Origin of the sequence: Roseiconus nitratireducens (assembly GCF_008629675.1) — a bacterium.
Taxonomy (GTDB): domain Bacteria; phylum Planctomycetota; class Planctomycetia; order Pirellulales; family Pirellulaceae; genus Stieleria; species Stieleria nitratireducens.
In genome coordinates this window covers 55,982-77,975 of the sequence record NZ_VWOX01000023.1, presented here as the reverse complement: position 1 = coordinate 77,975, position 21,994 = coordinate 55,982, and the positions used below count along the sequence as shown (strand labels likewise).

Below are 21,994 nucleotides of genomic sequence, written 5' to 3'. Positions count from 1 at the left end.
ACCGCACTCGATCAGACGACGCCAACGGTTCAGCCTTCTTCGGCCGTCGCCAAGGCTTGCCCGGCTTGGCGCGGCGCAGGCAAAACTCTCTGCTGGTTGATAGGGGGCACGACGTTCTGCTTGAAAACCAACTGCCATGGCCACGTGCTGTGAAAGAGGGTCAGGAATCGACAGAGCCTGGCGGGACAGCACCACTTACAATCAAAAACAACGTGAATAGCAGTGCAATGAGCGGCAAGGCGCTAGCCGCCGGTGTCGGTAAGAGAACCCGCGGCAGCGCCACGCGGCTTACCCAAAGTGTCGATGTCCAGCTAGGTGCGTTTTGATCGGTACCCGGCCCCATCCCGACATACCTCACCGCCCCGCGCGGTGTGCCCAAGAGGTCGACATCCATGAATATCACGTTGCAGGGAAAAGTAGCAGTCATCACAGGCGCGGCATCCGGTGTCGGCCTGGCAACAACCCGGGAGTTTCTCAGCTCCGATGCGCGGGCGGTGATTGCCGTGGACGTCAAGGATCCACCGTCGGAGGATTTGCAACGGTTGTCGACGCAGTACGGCGACCGACTGGTCTACGTTTGTGGCGACGTCGGTTTGGAAAGCACCGCGCAGAGCTTCACTCGCGTTGCCGGCGAGCGGTTTGGGCGGATCGATATCTTGTTCAACAACGCGGGCGTCGGTCTGGTCGGTCCGATTCATGAGCACACGTCCGAACAATGGGACCGTGTGATGAACACCAACGTCAAATCGATTTTCTGGGCCGCGAAAAGTGTCATCCCGATGATGATTCAGCAGGGTGGCGGAGTGATCCTGAACACCGGATCGATCTCGGGGCACGTGGGGATCGCGGGGCAGGGTGTCTACGGTCCGTCGAAGGGTGCGGTCCATCAAATGACAAAGCAAATGGCCATCGAGTATGCGGATCGGGGCATTCGTGTGAATGCCATCGCACTGGGGACGGTCGACACGCCCATGCTGCAGCAGGCGGCCGAGACGACCGACGACCCGGCACGTTTTCTGGAGGGATTGAAATCGATGCATCCGATCGGTCGCATCGCGACTGCAGAGGAAGCCGCAAAGTTCGTCACCTTTCTGGCCAGCGATGCTGCCAGTTTTTGCACCGGTGCGATCTTGTCACTCGACGGAGGCTTCATCGCCCGATAAGTCTTTGTGTGACGTGCGGTACGGAATGCATGGGCCGCAGGCCCAATGGTTTGCCCAGCCCCGGCCGCAGGCCGGGGAGACAACACGGTCCATTCACCCGCAGGGCCAACGGCCCGGCCATTTGCTTATCCCCGCGCCATGCGTTCCCGGCCGTTTGTCCGATTGTGTTGCTGGGGGCATTGCAAGGGCCGCAGGCCCGATGGTTTGCCCAGCCCCGGCCGCAGGCCGGGGAAACACCGCGGTCCATTCACCCCCGAGGGCCAACGGCCCGGCCATTTGTCTGTCCCCAAGTTCCCAAGACCGATAGACTGGTCGTTTCAACGCCGGGCATCCTCGCCCCCCTCTCTGCCCAGAGCTTCACAACGGAGGTGAACCATGGTTCGATTGATGCGGCAACGCTTGACATGGATGCTTGTCATGCTGGCGGTGGGAATGAATCTGGTCTGCGCCGGAGACAACCAACCGATCGAAATCGGGAGGCTGCGGTTCCACGGCAACCGGACGTTTTCCGACGACCAATTGCGCACGGCATTGCGGGGAAGCACCGAGTTCTGGATCGCGAATCATCCCCAAAACAACGCCGCCCAGCTCCCGTCGACAATCGCCGAACAGCTTCGACGCGGATACCGTGAAGCCGGATTCCGCTCTCCGGTGTTGGACGTGACGCCCGACGAAGATGGCGACTCGTGGGAATGCGTTGTCAAGGAAGGCGAACGCTATCGATACGGTTCCGTGCGAATCAAAAATGCCGTTCAGGCGGACCGGCGCCTACTGACCGAACGCCTGACACGACCCTATCCGGACCCGGACGCTTTCCCAACCTTTTCCAGTGCGGTGGGAACCGACAAAACGATCTGGATTGATGAACAGGGTGAGCCGAGTTCGCCAAATCGCCCTGTCTGGCAGCAAGGTCATCCGGTGCGGTTTGATTCGCTCGATCACTCACGAGATCGACTGATCAAACAGGTCCAGACGGCACTGTCCGAAGTCGGGCTTCCAGACGCCGACTTCAGGGTGTTGACTGAGTTCGATGAAACCGATCGCACGGTGGACTTGGTGGTGGAGGTGTTGGACGAAGGGGCACCCAGTCGAATCCAGGCAATCGAGTTCGTCGGGTTGAAGCGAAACAGCGAGCAGACAATGCTGGATTACCTGCAGGTCTCTGTGGGAGACCCGTATCGGGAAGAGACACGCCATCATTTGTCGTCGCTGCTTTGGAAGTCCGCGCGTTTTGGTCCGTCGCGTGTGAAGTACGATTCGTCGTCCGGCACGTTGACCATCGAAGTGGTCGAATCGGAAGGGCTACCAACCATCGACCAGCCGATCGGCGTGGTCGGCGCGACCCTGTTGAAATCCCGCCAATGGCTGGGCGACTGTTATCGCCGCGGCGAAGACACGCAATTCGATGTTCCCATCGGACCGGACCTGAAAGTCCAATTGACGATGTCTGCCGATGGCATCGCGGTGCAGTCGCAGCGTTGGGTCGACTCAGCATGGACTTCGGGAACCGTGATGCTGATCGATGACCGATGCCTTCTGGTTTCGGCTCGTGAACATCCTGAGAAACTGCTGATCGACATCACGGCGTTGGACGGCCAGGTCGCGATTTCAACACTGTTGGGTGCCGCCACGGATTCGGACCGCGTTTTTCGGTTTTTGTTTGCCGGCAAACTGACCAGCGAACGAGATCCTGGCGAGTCGAAGTTGGTGCACCGCTGGTCCGCTTCGCCGAATGATTGGCTGATGTTTTCCACCAAGTCCCGTCTGCATCGCCACGTGGAAGATGGACAACTCCAGGTTTTTGACCAGCGTTACCCGGACCTTCGTTTTGACGTCGATTGCAACACGGGAGCAATCCGGAACGGACCGGGGACCGATGCGCTGCGATTCGGACCCGGCCTGTTCCAGCAGGCGAGCACCGGAATCCGGCAGGTCACCGATGCAAAGCCCAATGCGTATTCGCCGCAGAAACCTTTGTCGACCATTGTGTCGTACTTTCTGGCCGATCCCATGGTCGCCGAGGCACAGGCCGTTCTTGGTGAGGGGCCTGTCGGCGATTTGGCGACGTGGCGAAGTCTGAAGAAGCTGGTGGATCATGGCGTGTTGGCCATTCCCGACGCAGCCATCGCCTCGTTCCTTCAGGACCGACCGGATGAATCGTTCTCGATACCGCTGACGGAGACGCCGCCGGACGATTGGCAGTCGATGCTGGTCGACTACGGAGCCAAGTTGGTCCTGCAACAAGCCTCGGTCGTATTCACCGAAGAACAGTGGCCGATTCGAGTGATCCGAGAATGTTGCTTGATCGCATTGCGACGCGGAGATTTCAGCGGTCAAGTGATCAGCGACTTGGCCACCGACCCTGAGGTCGGACCGTTGGGGCACGCATCGATCGCCTTCTTGTTGGACTGCATCGGCCAGGACGCAAAACGGCTTTTCGCTCAGCGGGCATTGATGTCGTTCACCCGCGAATCCTTCCAAAAGGATTGGGATACCTTGCTTCCCGCGATGGGCCATCAGGTGATTCGAGAAACGGTCGAATCGTTCGCGTCGCTCGACCCGGACGAGTTCGAAGCATTGGTGAAGCCTGTCACCAATCCGCGGCTTGTCGAGGTGCTTCGGATGATTCGCCACCACGCATTGCTGGACCCGACCGATCAGGCGAAGGAAAGGTTCCAGCTTAGCCGGGTGCCATTGACCGCCTACCTGGAATCCCTGACGCGCTGACGAGCATCGCAGGGGCTTGGCCCAATCCGAAAGCTTTCATCGCTGCGTGGCCAGCGGCGCCAGCCGGCTGAAAACGAGTCGCGACGCTCGCCAGAGCGTGGCTTCCCGCCGCGAACGCGACGGCAGCGTCTTGGGTCGCCGCGTTGCACGCGACGATGGCACAACCGACACGATTTATGTCCCGAGCGGCCAGCAAACGATCGCCGATTATGCCTCTGACACCGCGGCAACGAGTCCAATGTATAACTACGTGTATACCAGCTATATCGACGAGCCAGTTGTACGTGAAGGCAGCGGTGGGCACCGATACTATCATCGCACCCAGCAGTATTCGATCATCGCGCTGACCGATTCTGCAGGCACGATCAAGGAAAGATACGCCTACGATGCGTACGGCGAGGTGTCGATCTTCGATGCATCAGGTGGAAGTCGGTCAGGCTCGGTGGAGGAGAATCGGTTTACTTACACGGGGCGTGAGTGGGACGACAGGGTTGGCCTCTATCACTACCGGGCGCGGATGTACGATCCATTGCCCGGCCGTTTTCTGGGAAGGGATCCAATTGGATTCGAAGGAAGCCCATGGAATCTCTACGCGTCGCTTTTCGGACTAGCTGCCACGGATCCATCGGGACAAGCACGGTTCAAACGCTGCGAAGACGCTGCAATCCAAGTGGGGATTGCTTGCTTGGCGGCGGGAGGCAGTACAAGAGAATGCCAGATCATTGCTGCATCTACGTACGCTACATGCATTTCATTTGTGATCGTAACTTGGAGCCAGTGTCCAACTTAGACATGTCCCGTTGGCGGAACCGATAAGATGCGTAAAACAAGTCTAATTACATGCGTCGCAATTGGATTGATATGGATAGCAGCTTTCTTTTACTATCTATTCTTTATATCGCCGTTCTGATGTCGCAGAACTGAGAGTTCATCGATTTCTGTAGCCGATTCATCGTGGGAATGCACTGGAGTTGAGCGTTCGGCACCTCTCAATCGGTCAAGCGTCGCGCTGCTGGGCGGCGAACAGTCGGCCAATGCGCGCGACGAAGGCCTTGCGAAAGGACCATTTCTTTGCCGGATCCGCTGCTCGAGAGTTTGCTAGACCAAACAAGTTGTCGACCGACGGCCTCAATGCTCGAAGTATCGGGGAGCTGCAATCGCTGGAAGCTGACGAAGGCGCCAACAAACCCCTTTGTGGATGGCCCAAGCCTCCGGAACGCGCAGGATCTTCGAGCACCCGAACACGGTCTCGGATAGACTGGCATCGACGGTATCGCCCACTAAAATCGATCCGTTGGCCCTCTGGATCGATCGAGCATTGGCAAGCCGAGTCGGGGTCGCATTGATCGCTCGTCGTCCGTTAACAACTCCGTCGCCATACCCAAGACGCACCAATTCGGTCACCGAGGTTGGCGGAACGCTGGCATCGCAAACTGACGTTGAATCCGGCCGGCAGAAAGTGAACTGGAGCAAGCGTTTGCTGGTCTAATGTGCGGTTCTGGAGTAGACTTAGGTCGTGAGTCCGCAATTCACACTGAAATCCCTACTGCTCTTGAGCAACATCCGGTCGGCCCGGTGCGTTTCGACGGCGATACCGAAGGCGGCCCTGGGTACCTCAAGCGTCTTAACGACATTGCCAATCTGCAGGAGCTGATTGATGGACGTCTGCGCGACGCCCTCGTGGAGGTCGAAGAAGACATCACCGCGGAGCGAATTGTGGATTGGGATCCGGACGAGATCAGGTGTCAAAACTCAGATCCCTGAAGAGCGACCAGACGCGGTTGCATTCAGCGATTTGCGTTCATTGCAGGAGCATTTTGATGGGCAATCCCCCAAAAGTCGAGATGATGCCGGCGGACAAGCAAGCGCGGCTTGATCGCCTTCTAAATGAAAAGAGCGAGGGCATGATCTCTCCGGAGGACGAGGCCGCATTGGAGCAATTGGTCGCCGAAGCCGAACAGTTGATGGTCGAGAATGCAAAACGCCTCGCCAGTTTCGCAGAGGATGAAAGTCCAGCTGCCCCATCATCGGCGGTGCCGGTGACGGTTTGGGTCAAGCCTCCAAGTTCGACCAACTAACCTTGTGGTCGACACAAGTCCCTATCGGAGCTTTGTGACTGCACGTGCTGGCGGAGCGTGTGAGTACTGCCGGCTGGTTGAAGCGGGGTGTGGAGTCACATTTCACATCGAACACATTGTTCCGATTTGCAGACAGGGATGTACGACGCTGTCGAATCTCGCACTGAGCTGTCCAGGCTGCAACCTCGCCAAGGCAGGACGCGTGACGGCCCAATTGTTTGGAGGTGCTGAGTCTCCGTTATTCAATCCTCGGGACTACGATCCCGCTCGACTCGGCTGGCATTTGCATTTCACGCTCGATCGAACCAGTGGCGTGATTGCGGGTCGATCTGCCATTGGCGAAGTGACCGTCACCACGTTGGACATGAATTCTTCGAGGCGGCTATTCGCGAGAAAATTGCAGCTCAAAGCGGGGCTTATCTCCTAATCGAACCTGTCGCCGAGCACCAGACTCGGGAACAATTGGTTGCCCGGCTCGGCGAAGAGACGTTTTCCGAAGCGGCAGGAGTGCTGGAAATGATCGCGAGAACCCCCAGGGAGCGAGAGCTCTACGAAGCGAGGCTGAAGCTGCAGCGCGACGAGCAGTCACGTCTGGATGCTGCACTTGATCGAGGACGGTTGATTGGCCGCGTCCAGTTGCTTGAAAGCTTGCTGGGTCAGGAAACGTCGTCGACTGACGCCCTCAAAGCTCGAAGTGTCGAAGAGCTGCAGGCACTGGAGGCAGATCTGCAGCGTCGCCTCCGCGAACGCGATTTGGGTTAGAATCACTTGGGCTTGAAATGGCTCGCAGAAGATGTCGCACTCGAAAACCGCTCAAGCGTCGCAGGATCGAATCGTAGCTACATCAGTCGCTCGCTTCGTGCTTAAATCTCCCGTCGCAGCCAGAGTTTTCGCCAGTTAGGTCACCGAGGATGGCGGAACGCTGCGATCGCACCCGGCAGTGCAGCGTCAGAACTCGCTGCAATCCGACGAGAAGACTTGGCACGGATGCTGCCAAACAGCACCGCAGCAATGGTCGGCGTGAACTATCTCGCTTAGAATTGAGCGTCTCAACGCGAAATTCTGCGATCAAGGCCTGGAAAGGAGATCACCCGGCGCGGATGCGTTCGAGTAAAATGTGGGCGTTCACTACCGAGGGAGTTTTATGGAACCTCAACAACTAGCCCGAGCGGCGCTTTCGCTGCCGGAGGCGCAGCGAGCGGAGCTGGCCGTTTCGCTTATTAACAGTTTGGAACCTCCGTCGGATCGTGACGCGGACGCCGAGTGGGCGGCCGAAATCCATCGCCGAATTGAGTCGCTCGATGCGGGGACCGCGAAACTGTTCCCAGCTGCCGACGTCTTTGCGGAAATGAAGCGCCGTCGCAATGGCTGATTTGCAGCCAGAGTTTCATGAGGAGGCGAACTTTGAAGCGATCGCAGCCCACGACTACTACGCTGAGAAAAGTGTTCACTTGGGAGAAGCGTTCCAAGCAGAATTGGAGAGCGCCATTGGTGCCATCGTGTCGGCACCGGACACATGGGCAACCTATCTCTACGGAACTCGTCGATACTTGATGCATCGGTTTCCGTTCGTGGTTGTGTATCGGCGCACGTCGGATCGTCTTGAGATTGTCGCCGTTGCCCACGGTCATCAGCGTCCCGGATATTGGCGGGACCGGACTGGATGACAATAGAAAATGAGTCGGCAATGAATGCGAGAATTCCGAGGGAGCAAGAGCTCGACGAAGCTGCGGGGCGACGAGCGGTCAGGTTTGAACGCAGCACGTGATCAAGGTCTGGCTCATGGGCTCGAGAAAGAACAATTCCGCGGCCGTATCCAACTGCTGGAAAACTTGCCGGGCAAGACCGTGTCGTTGACTGAAACCCCAAACACTCGGAGCATCGAAGAGCTTCAGGCTCAGGAGGCTGACCTGCAGCGTCGCCTCCGTGGCCGCGATTTGGATTAAGATCGCTCGGGTCTGGGATAACCTGGTGAGCTGCCGCACTTGAAAACCGATCAAGCGTTTCAAAACCGAGTCGTAGCTGCATCAGCCGACCGCCGTTTGGCCGAATGATCCTTCCCAACAAGAGTTTTCGCCAGTTCGGGCGCCGAGGATTGCAGAGCGCTTTTATCGCACCCAGCAATACAGCATCACCGCGCTCACCGATTTGTCAGGAACGATCAAGGAAAGATACGCCTACGATGCCTACGGCGGGGTATCTATCTTCGATAACAGCGGGAGTAGTCGCAGTGCGACGGCGGAAGGCAACCGATCTACCTACACCGGTCGTGAGTGGGATGACGAGCTGGGGCTCTATCACTACCGGGCTCGGATGTACGATCCAATCTGCGGGCGGTTCTTGAGCCGTGATCCAATCGGGTATTTAGACAGTCAGAATCTTTACCGAAACAACTTTGGCACGCGCGACGTTGACCCAACGGGGCGAAAATGTACGTTTACGGGCCGAAAAACAAGTTCTTCGTTCGAAGCCGATGGACTGCTTGCAATTGGTACTGTCGCTGATGGGACATCGCCATCCCCAGCTGGAAACGGCTTTGTCGATGAAATCCGCTGTCGATGCATTGAAAAGCGAGTAGACAACTTTGCTTGCTCAGCGGTTCGCTGGAGGAATACTTGTGGAGTATGGCTTCCGCGCATCGTGAATTGGAATAAACGCGTCGCGAAGTATAGGACAATCGTCAAGAAGTTGCCGGCAAGAGGCGGTCAGTACGAATACACTAGCATCGTGATTTTGAATGCGGACAAGTTCTCGGTTTCTATCGCAGCTCTAACGCAAGGTGATCAAGTATTTGCTGATATGCAATGCCGTGCGTTTTGCCAAAGAAACAAGCCGGCTGGACCCTGGAAGAGCGAGCCAGATGATTGGGTTGAGGGTCTTCAGGACTAGATATCTAAGGCTTATCCTCGCGGTTGCCGGCCGGCAATCTGTTGCCGCGACGCACCAATATTCGCCCGGAACAGATAAAGCAAAATATTAATCCATGAACTATTCTGTAGCTGCTGGTGTTTTCTATGCTTTTCAAGCATTGGTTTTGGTTTGCTATTCTAGCATCGATTCTTGTCCTCGCTATGTTTGCGGGAAGAGGGATTCTTCAGCAACGAAGCTCTGATGTTGCGTATCAAGCATTGAGCGACTGTGGGGTAGAAGTCAAAGATCCAGAAGATTGCCAAATGTCGAACGGCATGAGCATACCCCATAATCTTCGCGGGCTAGATTTTAAGGGCGTAGATTCCTGCAAGGTTCTGGCTGAGCTCAGACCCGGCTTTTGTGGGGAAATAGGGTGGTTGTCATTTTACAGAAGCGGCGTTTATTCACGACTTTCGAGGAATTCAGCTATACCAACATTTCCGCGGTGCGAATTCTTATGGGTTGGCGAGATTAACGGAGAAGTAGTTCAGATCCCTCGTCTCGATTTCGTTCCGACATTGAGAGAGCTGCGGCTCGTAACCTGCGAGCTGGAACAAAGTGCATTAGCTGATCTAGAGGGCATGGAACTTCTGTACTATGTTTCGCTTCATGGTGTTCAAAATGTCGGGGAAATTCTCAATTCTCTAGGAACGAAAGAGCTAATAAGTCTAGCTCTTTTGGAATGCGAGGTTCCTGTAGACTTCCTCGCTCGGATTGATGATGCCGATTCTCTTGAGTTTTTAGACGTTCGGTTTTCGAGTATTTCTGACGCTCACCTAGAATTACTGGGCAAATATAAGCACTTAAAGAGACTGAATTTGACGGGCACCGATGTCACGGATGCAAGCGTGAAACTTATTTCCGAATGCGATTCCATGCAAATGTTGATTCTGTCAGGTACTGGCATTAGTCAGTCAGGACTTGAAGTGCTTTCAAAAGAATTGCCCGAATCGAAAATCCTATTCTAATTCGGTACTTCTGAGTATTCCGGCGTGAATAGTCAAGCCGCTTCGCAATGTATGCAGCTGGCCGCATACATTGCTGCTCTCCGTTCCGAGGCCGTAGTTGTTACGGATTAGCGAATCGATCGTCGACGCAGGAAAATTCCTGCCTTTTTTGCAAAAACCTCTTGACATCAGCGTTAAGCTGTCGCGTCATCAGGGGTGCGAGCTTTGAGACTTCTTGATCGGTTTTGCGGCAGGTAGCCGCCGCAGCCTGGTCCCGTCTGCGTGTCCCGCTGGGACACGCAGCTTTCTCCCGGTCTCTGGCCGAGTTGTTTTTCAAACGCATCCAAGCGTCCCGGCTACCGGTACGCGCTTCCACCAACCAAGGCCACCCTCATGCACCGCGACAAGTTCCTTCAGGACATCGCTGAGAAACCGCTGCAGGCGGCCGCCGAGTACTATGCCTCCCGACTCAATGAACACCCCAGAGCGAAAGACTTCATCCGCGAAGAGCTGGGTCTGTCCCACGAGCAGATCGTCAGTCAGTGCATTGGTTTTTCCGACCGGACTCTCGGGAAGCTGATACCGCACCGGCGCCTGAAAGTCGGCCGTCAAATTCGTGAACGACTTGAAACGGTTGGACTGTTCAAGTCCAACGGACGCGAGGCGTTGCGAGGTTATGTGACCGTTCCCCTTTTCGATCAAGTGGGCAACGTCCATGGAATCCGCGGTTTCAAGGTTGACCGGCACGCTGGCGGAAAGGACGTGCTTCATATTGGCTCCGCAGAGCAAGACCAGCCCGAGATGCGAGCGTCCGGTGCCGCCGGTCAGGATCCGGAACCGATCGTTCAGGAGAGAGCAACTTCTGTGGAGGCCACCCCCAGGAAACTTCCCAATGATCAGACCCCGGCTGCTGATCCTGCAACGGAGCCGCTGAGTGACGACGGAGACCAGATCACCTTTGTTCGTGCAGATCGCTTTTACCGGATTCGGGGCCTGGAGAAGAACGCATCGACCTGCCGTATGGCGATCAACCTGATGGTCAGCCGAGATGAGCTGGTCTACCTCGACGCGCTCGACATGGTCAAAGCCCGTTCCCGCAACGCCTTCATCAAAGCTGCCGCCAACGAACTGTTTGTCGACGAAGAATTGGTCAAAAAGGACATCGGTGCGCTGCTGCTCAAACTGGAATTGCGGCAAGCCGAGCGAATCGCGAGGCAGAAACGACCCTGTCAGGCACCGATTCGACTCTCCGAGAGAGAACGAGCGGAGGCCATGGAGTTGCTTCAGGATCCAAACCTCCTTGAGCGGATTGTCTCGGATCTGGAGGTGTGCGGGATCGTCGGAGAGAATACCAACAAACTGGCCGGCTATTTGGCCGCGACCAGCCGCAAGCTTTCCCGGCCGCTGGCGATCCTGATCCAGTCTTCATCGAGTGCGGGGAAAACGTCACTGATGGACGCCATTTTGTCGCTGATGCCCCCGGAGGACGTGGTGCGACTGAGCGGCATGACGGGCCGCTCGCTGTTCTACTTGGATACAGCCCAGATTCGGCACAAGATTCTGGCGGTCGCAGAGGACGAAGGGCTCAATGAAGCCGCCTACGCGCTCAAGCTCTTGCAAAGCGAAGGTGAACTTCGCCACGCCAGTGTGTGTCGCGACGGGAGCGGCAATCTGGTGACCCGCCAGCACCACGTTCAGGGACCCGTGCAGATCTTTCTGACCAGCACGTCCATCGATGTCGATGAAGAACTGGTCAACCGCTGCTTCGTTCTCACCGTTGATGAAACGGACAACCAGACCGGAGCGATTCAGAGCAGGCAGCGCGAAGCATTTACCTCCCAGTGTTTTCAAGCCAGCCAGAAAGCGGCGCGGCTGCGACGTTTGCACCAAAACGCGCAGAGACTGTTGCGTCCCCTGGAGGTCTTGAATCCCTACGCGCCCCAGTTGAGCTTTCCCAGTCACAAAACACGGATGCGGCGCGACCACCTCAAGTATCTCACGCTGATCAATACCGTCGCGCTACTCCGCCAGCACCAACGCGAAACCCAACCATTGACCGGCGGAAACGGAGTCAGGGCCTCCATCAACGTCGAACCGGATGATATCGCCGTAGCCAACACAGTTGCCGGCCAGGTTTTGGGGCAAAGTCTCGATGAACTCGCCCCGCAAACCCGCACGCTGCTGGCGGATCTGCAGCGCTACGTGCGTCGTGAGTGCCGGCGCCGTGAAATTCCCCGCAGCGATCACCGCTTTACGCGGCGTGATCTCCGCGAGTCGATTCAATGGAGCGACGCCCAGGTGCGCAAGCATCTGACGCGATTGGTGGAGTTGGAATATGTGTTGATCCATCGCGGCCGCAACGGCCAGCGTTTCGTCTACGAGTTGATCTACGACGGCGAGGGCTGCGGGGGCGAGCCGTTTTTGATGGGGCTGTCGGACCCGCAACAACTCCGCCGGCCGACGTTGAAGACCGAACCGTTGATGCACCTGGTGCCAACCTTGTCCCCCTGAGCAAGCGACCTTGTCCCGACCTTGGTCCGCGCTTGTTCGTCGCTTGATCGTGCCTTGCGAGCAACCAATTCGCTCCTGATTCAATGCAAAAGCATTCCTTTCCCGCGGTGAAGCCGGCTTAAAGAGCGGCCACACCGCTCGAAATGCCGTCCTCTGGGCCCGGCCACTTCGGCCGGGCCCGTTTCTTTCCCATTCGGCGAGGGTCGTTGATCTGCGCCGAGTCAGCCCCGGGGAGTTTGTCTGTGATGTCTACTGCGCCAAGCCCAAGAACGTTAATGAGTCGCTACTTCGTCCACCTGCGGATGAACAACTGGTCCCCAAGGACGATCGACCGCAGGTCGCATTCTGTGGGACGTTTTATCAGCTGGTGCGGCCAGCGTGGAATTGGAACCATTGCCGAGATCACCACCGAATCGGTCGAGGCGTATCGACGCAGTTTGTACCATCACCGCAACGAGCGCACGGGCAAGCCCATCCGCTTCAGCACGCGAGCGAGCTATCTGTCGGCGATACGGCATTGGCTCGGCTGGCTGTGCGAACAGGGCTGGATTGAGGCCAATCCGGCCGCTCTGATCGAACTTCCCAAAGAAGAAATACGTCTCCCGGCCGCCTACCTGACGCTTGAGCAAGTGGAGATGCTGCTGGGCAGCGTTGATCTGCAGACTCCAGCCGGACTGCGAGACCGGGCGATCTTAGAAACCTTCTATTCGACCGCGATTCGTCGCAGCGAATTGATCGCACTGAAGCTTGACGATTTTAACCGGGAGCAATTGCTGGTCACCATCCGCCAGGGCAAGGGGCGCAAGGACCGGATCGTGCCGATTGGGAAACGGGCCATGCAGTGGATCGAAAAGTATCTCAGTGACGCACGCCCCCAGCTTGTCCACGATGACAGCGAGACGGTGTTCGTGACCACGCGTGGCAACCCGTTTCACCCCAGCAATTTGACGGCTCTGGTTCGGTGTTACCTGACCGGGATCGGGATCACCAAGCGAGGCAGTTGCCACATGCTGCGGCACACCGCGGCGACACTGATGCTCGAAGGCGATGCCGACCTGAGAAGCTTGCAGTGCATGCTTGGGCACAAGTGCCTCAACACGACCCAAGTCTACACGCACCTGACGATCAAGCGTCTGCGTGAGGTGCACCGCAAGTCGCACCCCGGCTACGCGGACCGGGAGCCGGAAGACCGCGGCGGGCAATCGGGTGAGCATCCGCCAGAGAGTGGCCGATAAGCAGCAATGCAGTCCCGGATGAGAGACACGAAGTCTCTCGTCCGTCGATACCGAAGGGACGGTCACGACGGCCGTTGAATGATCCGTTAGCCTGTGTCCGTCCGTTTCGTCTCCCACCCTATTGAATCCTCCCATGGCCATCGGAATTGATCCCACCGTTGACTTCGCATTCAAACGTGTCCTGGGAAGCCCGGAACACGCTTCGCTGACGGTCAACTTTCTCAACGCCGTGCTGGCCGACGAACACGTGATTCGCTCGGTCGAATTCCTCAATCCGTTCCTGGACAAGGATTTCGAGGAAGACAAGCTGGCGATTCTCGACATCCGGGCCCGAGACGATCGTGGCCGCTGGTTGAACGTCGAGATCCAGACGACGCTTCCCGGCAAGCTTCCTGAGCGGCTGACCTACTACGTGGCCTCGCAGTACGTCGGCCAAATGCGTGAGGGGCAGCGCTACGGCGATCTGTGTGATTCGATCGGGATCTGCGTGCTCGAGGGTATCCGGTTCCCGCAGGTCCCCGACATCCATCTTGATTTCCGGTTCCGGAGCCGCGATGCAGGTCTGAAACTGAGCGATTCGCTCCAAATTCACCTTCTCGAGTTGCCCAAATACGCCGCGCCAGCCGATAATGTTCCGATCACCGATCCGGTGGAGAAGTGGGTGTATTTTCTCCAGAGCGCCGAGCACCAGACGCGAGAGCAGTTGGTCGCCCGGCTCGGCGAAGAGACGTTTTCCGAAGCGGCAGGAGTGTTGGAAATGATCGCGAGAACTCCCAGGGAGCGAGAGCTCTACGAAGCGAGGCTGAAGCTGCAGCGCGACGAGCAGTCGCGTCTGGATGCTGCGCTTGCTCAGGGACTCGAGAAAGGGCAATACCTTGGCCGTATCCAGCTACTTGAAAGCTTGCTGGGTCAGGATACGTCGCCGACTGACGCCCTTAAAGCTCGAAGTGTCGATGAGCTGCAGGCACTGGAGGCAGATCTGCAGCGTCGCCTCCGCGAACGCGATTTGGGTTAGAATCGCTTGGGCTTGAAATGGCTCGCAGAAGATGTCGCACTCGAAAACCGCTCAAGCGTCGCAGAATCGAATCGTAGCTACATCAGTCGCTCGCTTCGTGCTTAAATCTCCCGTCGCAGCCAGAGTTTTCGCCAGTTCGGTCACCGAGGATGGCGGAACGCTGCGATCGCACCCAGCAGTACAGCATCACCGCGCTGACCGATTCTGCAGGTACGATCAGGGCGAGTGATGATTGCGACGCGTGGGGCAACCTTCTGATCCTGATCTGATTGAGACCTTCGGGTATCAGTGACATGTCCAACGTTTTGTTTGGGCGGTTGAGATGCTGTCGGCGAAGCAGGGGTGCCGGAAGGCTGTCGTCCCTCCGGGACTGGATGGGGCGGTGGGATTCGAGTCCCGGCGGGCAAGCCCCAATGCCACCCGAAAGATGTGAAAGCAGGTGGCATTGGGGCTTGCCCAGCGGTTGCTTGCTGACAATCCGATGCGCAGCCCCGGAGGGGCGGCACCCGTCGGTGAAGTCAACCCTCCTAAGCAGCCGGCATCGCACCAGCGTTCACCCTTGGCGACGCGATCTCAACCCTGTTGTTGTCTCCCCGAGAGTTCTCACTGCCATGACGGGTCAACTCCGCGTTTGGGATGGCTGATTGATTCTGGGGCCGCCAAAAAGACAGCCCGATCAAGGCCGGATTCCGGGACCTTCGTCGATCGGCTCGGAGGGTGTGCGTCAGTGTCGATGCGCGGGATCAGAGCGTTGCGTGGAATCAAGGGGTTTGATGTTTTCTTTAATAGGTGGCTTTTTTTACAGTGGTTAGGTTGACCGGCGCATTTTGGGGGTCTCAAATCGCCCCTGCCAGCGGAAGGCCCTTCTCCCCTCCTTCAGAGAGCGTCGCCATGTCGGTTAGCGGTTTGAACACGTCAACTTCCGATCAAAGTCCCCGCCGCCCGCGAAAGAGACGCGGTAGTGCAACGAGGCGGAACGCCGGACAGCATCGTCGTCGCAAGGTCCTGGTGGAGCGTCTGGAGACGCGACACCTGCTCGCCGCGACTCCGCTGGATATGGCTTTGGTTGACGTTCACGGCGAAGACTTGGCGGGGAAGGACGGCCCAATGGCCCGCGCGGGTGTCGGCTTGGCGACCTTGTATCGCGAGTACGAGAGTTATGTTGCCGAGAACCCGGGCGCACAGGATTCGTTTGAGCCGTCGGATCCCGCGCTGCACGTGGATGCCGGGCGCGTGGTCGTCGACATCGTTTCGACATCGACGCTGGAACAGGAAGGCGGGACAACATCCGGCGGTTCACTGGTCGATCAGCCGGGCTTCTACGACTTGCTTTCCCAAGGCCTGGAAGTCACCGGTCAGTGGGGCCGCATGACGTCGGCGCTCGCGCCGATTCCGATGATTCCTGCGCTCGCGGCTCTGGACGGGATTCAGTCGCTGATGGCGACGGCCTACTTTGCACATTCGGGTGTCGCACAATCGCAAGGCGATGTGGCCCAACGGTCCGACACCGCCCGCGTTGACTACGGCGTCGACGGCAACGGGATCACGGTGGGAGTGCTGTCCGACTCGTTCGATACGAGTCCCAACTTCGAAATCTCGGCCGCCGATGACGTCGCGACGGGTGACCTGCCTGGCCCCGGAAACCCGCAGGGTCGAACCACGCCGGTCAACGTGCTTCGTGACGCCTCTGGCAACACGATCGATGAGGGCCGCGCGATGGCACAGCTGATTCATGACGTCGCGCCCGGCGCCGAACTGGCTTTTCACACCGCGGCGCAGGGGCAAGCCAGCTTTGCCAACGGCATTCTGGCATTGGCCAACACAGCGGGGGCCGATGTGATCGTGGATGACATCATTTACTTTGCCGAACCGATGTTCCAGGACGGGGTGATCGCGCAGGCGGTCGACCAGGTTTCCTCCGCCGGAGTCAGCTACTTTTCGTCGGCCGGCAATGGTGGGCGGACGTCCTACGAGAGCGGGTACGAAGCATCCAATGTGTTTGCCTTTGGCGGTCAGCTCCATGATTTCGACCCCGGTCCGGGTGTCGACACGTTCCAGCAGATCACCGTGGCGCCCGGCACCACCATGACGCTCAGTTTCCAGTGGGACGATCCGTTCGGTTCGATCAGCACCAACGGCGCCGCGGCGGAATCGGATTTGGATCTGTTCCTGCTGGACCAGCCGAGCCCTGTCGGAAGCATCTTGAGTGCCAGCACCAACGCGAACGTGAACGGTGATCCGGTGGAGATCCTTTCATTTACCAATTCATCGTCGCTGCCGCGTTCGGTGCATCTGGCGATTCCGCGAACCTTTGGCGACGCGCCCGATCTGATGAAGTACATCGGGTTTGTTCGGGGCAACATCAGCATCGATGATTTCCCAACGGACAGTTCGACGTCCTGGGGACATGCCAACGCTCGCGGGGCCGAATCCGTCGCGGCCGCTCCGTTCTTCAATACGCCGTCGTTCGGTGTTTCGCCTCCGATTGCGGAAGGGTTTTCTTCGGTCGGCGGCACGCCCATCTTGTTTGATGCGGCGGGCAACCGGCTCGCATCGCCGGAAGTGCGGGCCAAACCAGAAATCACTGCTCCCGACGGAGCGAACAACACGTTCTTCGTCAACGACAGCGGAGCGGATCCGGATCTGTTTCCCAATTTCTTCGGCACCTCGGCCTCCGCGCCCCATGCCGCTGGTGTTGCCGCGTTGATGTTGGAGGCCGCTGGCGGTAGCGGATCGCTCTCTCCCCAAGCCGTGTTCAGCACGCTGGAGTCGACTGCGATCGACATGGACGACGCCTACACGCCAGGCTTTGACGTCGGGTTCGATTTCAAAACCGGCTACGGCTTGATCGACGCGGCAGCAGCGGTCGCAGCGGTTGACATCGGCGGTCCGGACACCCCGGTCGTATTCCCAGTGCCGCTTTCGGCGGTCGATCCGTTGGGAGGCTTGATCTACGAGGGGGCGACGTCCGGCGAGCTGGAGGATCTGGGGCAGCTGGATCGCTACACAATCGACGTGGATGCGGGACAAACCATTTCCGTTTCCGCTCAGTCCGCACCGCGGCTGCAAACGCAAATCGAGTTGTTTGGACCCGAAGGTCAATTGCTGGCGATGGCGACTGCCGATGCGGCGGGACAGGAGGTGATCTTGCAAACGGCGGCCGTGGCGGTTGCCGGTACCTACACGGTGGTGGTCAGCGGCGCAAACCAAGGAACCAACGGAACGCCGGATTACCATCAGGTCCAAACTCAGCAAGACGTCTATTCCCCCAACGTTTTGAATTACCTGTTCGAAGACACCGGTGCGCCCGGTGGCGACGCGACACTGGCTGCATTTTCGGTTGCCGACTTCAGTGCGTCGTTCGAATATGTGACCGTCTTAGCCGACGGCGTGCCGATCGGAGATCTTTTCACGGAAACCGGCCCCGACGGTGCTCCTCGAACCGACACGCTTTCCATTCCGCTGAGCGAGATTCAATCGTTCGCTTCCGACGGGCAAATCAATCTGACGGTGCAACCGACGCCATCGGTCAATCTGCTGGGACCGAATGAACTTTCATTGGCCCTCAGCTATCCCGGGATCGCATCGGACGGGACCGGCGATTACGACCTTCGAATCGTACTGAATGCGGCCATCGAGACGGAACCGATCGGCGGAGCCGCGAACGATTCGTTGTCAGACGCCCAAAGCATCGAGCCCAGTTTTATCGGTGTTCGTGGGGAACGCGGCGCGGTGCAGGGAGAGTTGTCTGCGGCCTCGGGCGACACCACCGATCACTACAGCTTTGATTTGGTCGCCGGGCAGCCGGCCAGTCTGGCGGTCAGCGCGCTCGCTGGGGTGACCGAATTGGTCACGTTCTCAGACGAGAACGCGTTTGTGGAGTTTGCCGGAGACGATCTACCGCTGATCGATTTCAACGGATTTGGAGGCGTCCGACTGCAGACCCTCAGTGCCGACACGAACTTCCCGCCGATTTCGCCGGGTGACATCCCGCCCGGGATCGAATTCAGCTCAACCATCGGAGGTTCCCTCGACCTGTTTATCGCGCCGGGAGGGTTTGCCGGTCAGCCCGACATTACCAGCGACGCTCTGTTCGCCAATCGCTTCGATTCACCACTGATTGTCGATTTCAATCCGGGCGTCAATGCGGTGGGGTCGGAATTGATTTCATTTTCTGCCTCGGCCAATATCGAAATCACGGTCCTGAAAGACTCTGGCGAAGTGCAGACGTACGACGTCCAGCCACCAGCCGAGGCACCTGCCTACTTCGGGATTGTGATTCCGGACGGTGAGATCACGCGGCTGGTTTACGATCCGCCGGCGGGAATCACCGCCGGCGTCGACAATTTTCGTTTCGGGATGATCGGTTCCGTCTCGGCTCCCGTTGCGTTGGAATTGGTGAGTTCCGACGGGAATGTGCTCGCGACCGCGGATTCGGTGGGCACCGACGTGGATGCCTTGATCCAGGATTTCGTAGCTCCTGAAACCGGGACGTACTTTGCACGCGTTTCCGGCGAGGGTTCCTCGCAGTACTCGCTGGTGGTGACGCGGGACGCCAGCATCGAACGCGAGACGATGGAATTCGGAGATGACTTGATCGTCAACGGCGGTTTTGAAACGGGCGACTTCAGCGGTTGGACCACCAGCGTCATCCCCAATCGCCCGTTCCGGCCCTGGTCCGTTACCGGTCCCGGCGCCGGCGGCAACTTCGGTCTGGATTCGACGGATCCGCTCCAAGGAGACTTCGTGGCTTGGAACGGGTTCGATGGCGGCGGCCCCCTCGAGTTCGAGATGTATCAGGATGTATCGGTGCCCGCTTCGGCGGATCAGGTCACACTGGACTGGTCCAGCCGGTTGCAGTGGAACTTCGACCTGGGCGGACCGGCCACGATTCCGCGGACACTGGAGGTGGAAATTCGCGATCCGTCGACCGACGAGATTCTGGCAGTCGTGTCGAGTTTTTCCACGGGGACTCAAGCCGAGAATCCGACCGGCGACACCGGGTGGCAGTCTCAATCGGTGGATTTGACGGAGTACGCCGGGCGGAGCATTCGAGTCGCATTCGTTGAGACGGTTCCCGAGCCGGGGAGGGGACCCGGGCAAGCGGAATTCGATGGGATCCGCCTGGTCGCGGAGACCTTTGCCGAAACCCAGGACATCAGCGCGACGCAGACCGTTTATGGCCACCTTCAAGGAGCCTCGCCGTCTTCATTGGGAGTCGTCGCCAACAACGAGTCGAAGATGGTGACCGTCTTCGATACGAAAACCGACCAGGTTTTGGGAAGTGTTGAACTGCCCACGCAGGCCTTGATCGGTGATGTGGAAATCGCCACCGATTCCGGCCTGGCATTCGTCACGGACTTTTCCCAGCAACTGTGGGTCATCGATTTGACCGAGGGCGCGCCGAAGCTGGCGGACGGAATCAATCCGATTCCCGTTTCCACAAATGCGGAAGATTTGGACTTCACACCCGACGGTCGGTTCCTGGTGGTCAGCGACGGAAGTGCCATCATGCCACTGTCCGTGGTCGACGTCGCAACCCGGACGGAAATCGGCACGTTCGATCCGAACAGCGCTCACAGTTCGGTGGACGTGACAGAGGACGGGTCCGTTCTGGTCACTTCAACGTCGAATACCACTGTGCGTCGCTTCGAAATTGATGATGCTGGAACACTTTCCGACACCGGCGAAGTCTTGAACGTGGGAGGACCGGTCAACGTTTACGCCGCGCCGGGTGGAGAAACCGGTGTGGTGATTCGGTTCGGGAACGTTTCGTCATTCCGAACCGATGGTCTGTCCCTGGTGACCTCCCGCCCGAATCTTCGTGGACCTTCCAATTTGAATTCTGCGGTATTCAGCCCGGACGGCACGCGACTCTACGTTCGATCCGATGGTGCGAACAATTCAGGCTATGTGGACGTCTGGGGATTCAATCCGTCCACCGGCGGCATGTCGCAATCGCCCCTGTTGACGATCTCCGGAATTGACAACGATCCGGCGGGTCCGCTTCCGAACCGGCTGGGCGTATTCTTTGGGATCGATCAGATCGCACTCTCTGCCGATGGAACGGAGCTTTTCGTCACGCAGAACGACTCGGTCGATATTTTCGATGCAACCATGGGCGAGTTCTTGCGAGCGATCACCGATCCGAGCTTTGCCCTGGCAACCGGCATCAAACTCGCTGACGTGGAAGCCGCGCTGCAGACGCCCATTGACGAGTACACCGTTACCTTCGACCGCGTCGGCGAAACGATCGAGCTTTCCGCGTCGGTGCCGGCGGCGGAGACCGGAGAATTTGTGAACCGACTCAGTCCGGTGTTCACGTTACTCTCTCCCGAGGGGAACGTGGTCGCGACCTCCGACACCAACTTCGGCGGAGTCGGCGCAGCAGTCGCGTACACCGTTCCCGCCGCTGGCACCTACACGGTGGTGGTGAACGCGGCAGATGAGTTCCCGGGCGAGTACGTGTTGCATCTCAATCGTCAACCGCAGCTGACATCGGTGACCAGCAGCGCGACGCTGGAGCAGCTTGCCGGCGAAGGCGATCCCGTCTTGGTCGAGGCGCTCTTCACGGACCTGAATCTGGACGACACGCACACGGCCATCGTCGATTGGGGCGATGGGACGGCGGCCGAACCCGCGGAGGTGGTACAGCAGCGCGGCGGCGGAACCGTTCTCGCCCAGCACGCCTATCCGTTTGGTGGAATTTACTCGGTGACCGTGACGGTCTTCGACCAGGACGGTCTGGCCGACAGCATTCAAACCCAGGCGGTGGTGTCGGGGGCGGGGATCCAGGATGGCCAGTTGCAAGTGATCGGAACGGATCAACGTGACGTCGTCCAATTGAACTTGGTGGGAGGCCGGAACAATCAAAGTGTCCGGCTGAATTCTAAGTTCCTCTCAGGAGATCGGTTCCGCGAATTTGATGTTGCCGACATCGGTAGCATCCTGGTCATGCTGGGTGATGGCGACGATCATTTTGTGACGGCCGGCAACATCGCCATCGATACGGTCGTGATCGGCGGAGCCGGCAACGATCTGATTCGAACCGGCAAAGGCAACGATATTCTGCTGGGCGGTCTAGGCAACGATCAGCTGTTTGGCGGCGGCGGGTTGGATCTGTTGATCGGAGGAGCGGGCCAGGATGAGCTGGCGGGCAACCAGGACGATGATTTGCTCGCCGGAGACATCTTTGACGTCGATGCAGATGACGACGATGATTCGCTGGTCGATCTGCTCAGCGACCTCGAGGTGCTTCGGGACATCGGCGACGCTTGGAGTGCGGGCGATGCCGCCGGAGCGAGCGCTTTGCTGCAAACCAGCCTGCTGGACGATGGGGAAGAAGACACGCTGGACGGTGGTCCCGGCGACGACCTGCTGTTCTGATCAGCGGTCCGTCATCCGATTT

General features: G+C 58.4%; 15 protein-coding genes and 1 pseudogene. All 16 read left to right on the top strand.

The features are described 5' to 3' along the window. Positions 1–392 precede the first annotated feature (392 nt). The 16 genes and pseudogenes from FYK55_RS25805 (at position 393) to FYK55_RS25730 (ending at position 21,972) form a co-directional block, all read left to right on the top strand. Positions 393–1,163 (top strand): SDR family NAD(P)-dependent oxidoreductase, encoded by a 771-nt coding sequence (locus tag FYK55_RS25805; protein ID WP_150079521.1) that lies wholly within the window; start codon positions 393–395, stop codon positions 1,161–1,163. Positions 1,164–1,538: 375 nt separating this feature from the next. Beyond that, complete coding sequence (locus FYK55_RS25800; RefSeq protein WP_150079520.1) at positions 1,539–3,890, top strand: hypothetical protein; 2,352 nt, start codon at positions 1,539–1,541, stop codon at positions 3,888–3,890. Between the two features lie 16 nt (positions 3,891–3,906). Beyond that, positions 3,907–4,680: an RHS repeat-associated core domain-containing protein gene (locus FYK55_RS25795; protein WP_150079519.1), complete on the top strand. Its 774-nt coding sequence runs from the start codon at positions 3,907–3,909 to the stop codon at positions 4,678–4,680. A 785-nt stretch (positions 4,681–5,465) separates the two neighbouring features. Next, the gene (locus FYK55_RS25790; RefSeq protein WP_150079518.1) at positions 5,466–5,654 is read left to right on the top strand and encodes a hypothetical protein; all 189 of its coding nucleotides are present in this window, start codon (positions 5,466–5,468) and stop codon (positions 5,652–5,654) included. Positions 5,655–5,710: 56 nt separating this feature from the next. Next, a complete protein-coding gene (locus tag FYK55_RS25785; protein WP_150079517.1) occupies positions 5,711–5,968 on the top strand; it encodes a hypothetical protein in 258 nt (85 codons plus the stop codon). A 4-nt stretch (positions 5,969–5,972) separates the two neighbouring features. Next, positions 5,973–6,395, top strand: a complete 423-nt coding sequence (locus tag FYK55_RS30170) for an HNH endonuclease (RefSeq protein ID WP_150079516.1) — start codon at positions 5,973–5,975, stop codon at positions 6,393–6,395. 89 nt (positions 6,396–6,484) lie between these two features. Beyond that, on the top strand, positions 6,485–6,730 hold the full coding sequence (locus tag FYK55_RS25775) for a hypothetical protein (RefSeq protein WP_150079515.1): 246 nt from the start codon (positions 6,485–6,487) through the stop codon (positions 6,728–6,730). 382 nt (positions 6,731–7,112) lie between these two features. After that, positions 7,113–7,340 carry an addiction module protein gene (locus tag FYK55_RS25770; RefSeq protein WP_150079514.1) on the top strand — a complete coding sequence of 76 codons (228 nt, stop codon included), beginning with the start codon at positions 7,113–7,115 and terminating at the stop codon, positions 7,338–7,340. Next, positions 7,333–7,635: a type II toxin-antitoxin system RelE/ParE family toxin gene (locus tag FYK55_RS25765; protein ID WP_150079513.1), complete on the top strand. Its 303-nt coding sequence runs from the start codon at positions 7,333–7,335 to the stop codon at positions 7,633–7,635. Before FYK55_RS25770 ends, FYK55_RS25765 begins: the two co-directional genes overlap by 8 nt. An 84-nt stretch (positions 7,636–7,719) precedes the next feature. Next, the gene (locus tag FYK55_RS25760; RefSeq protein ID WP_150079512.1) at positions 7,720–7,914 is read left to right on the top strand and encodes a hypothetical protein; all 195 of its coding nucleotides are present in this window, start codon (positions 7,720–7,722) and stop codon (positions 7,912–7,914) included. 202 nt (positions 7,915–8,116) lie between these two features. Continuing rightward, positions 8,117–8,380, top strand: a pseudogene (locus tag FYK55_RS30165) (RHS repeat-associated core domain-containing protein); the annotation flags it as partial. A 602-nt stretch (positions 8,381–8,982) separates the two neighbouring features. Continuing rightward, positions 8,983–9,846 carry a hypothetical protein gene (locus FYK55_RS25750; RefSeq protein ID WP_161604752.1) on the top strand — a complete coding sequence of 288 codons (864 nt, stop codon included), beginning with the start codon at positions 8,983–8,985 and terminating at the stop codon, positions 9,844–9,846. Between the two features lie 372 nt (positions 9,847–10,218). Further along, on the top strand, positions 10,219–12,336 hold the full coding sequence (locus tag FYK55_RS25745; RefSeq protein ID WP_150079510.1) for a hypothetical protein: 2,118 nt from the start codon (positions 10,219–10,221) through the stop codon (positions 12,334–12,336). Positions 12,337–12,611: 275 nt separating this feature from the next. After that, positions 12,612–13,571: a tyrosine-type recombinase/integrase gene (locus FYK55_RS25740; RefSeq protein WP_161604751.1), complete on the top strand. Its 960-nt coding sequence runs from the start codon at positions 12,612–12,614 to the stop codon at positions 13,569–13,571. Positions 13,572–13,704: 133 nt separating this feature from the next. Beyond that, positions 13,705–14,586 (top strand): Rpn family recombination-promoting nuclease/putative transposase, encoded by an 882-nt coding sequence (locus FYK55_RS25735; RefSeq protein WP_150079508.1) that lies wholly within the window; start codon positions 13,705–13,707, stop codon positions 14,584–14,586. Positions 14,587–15,477: 891 nt separating this feature from the next. Continuing rightward, the gene (locus FYK55_RS25730) at positions 15,478–21,972 is read left to right on the top strand and encodes a S8 family serine peptidase (protein WP_150079507.1); all 6,495 of its coding nucleotides are present in this window, start codon (positions 15,478–15,480) and stop codon (positions 21,970–21,972) included. Positions 21,973–21,994: the final 22 nt, after the last annotated feature.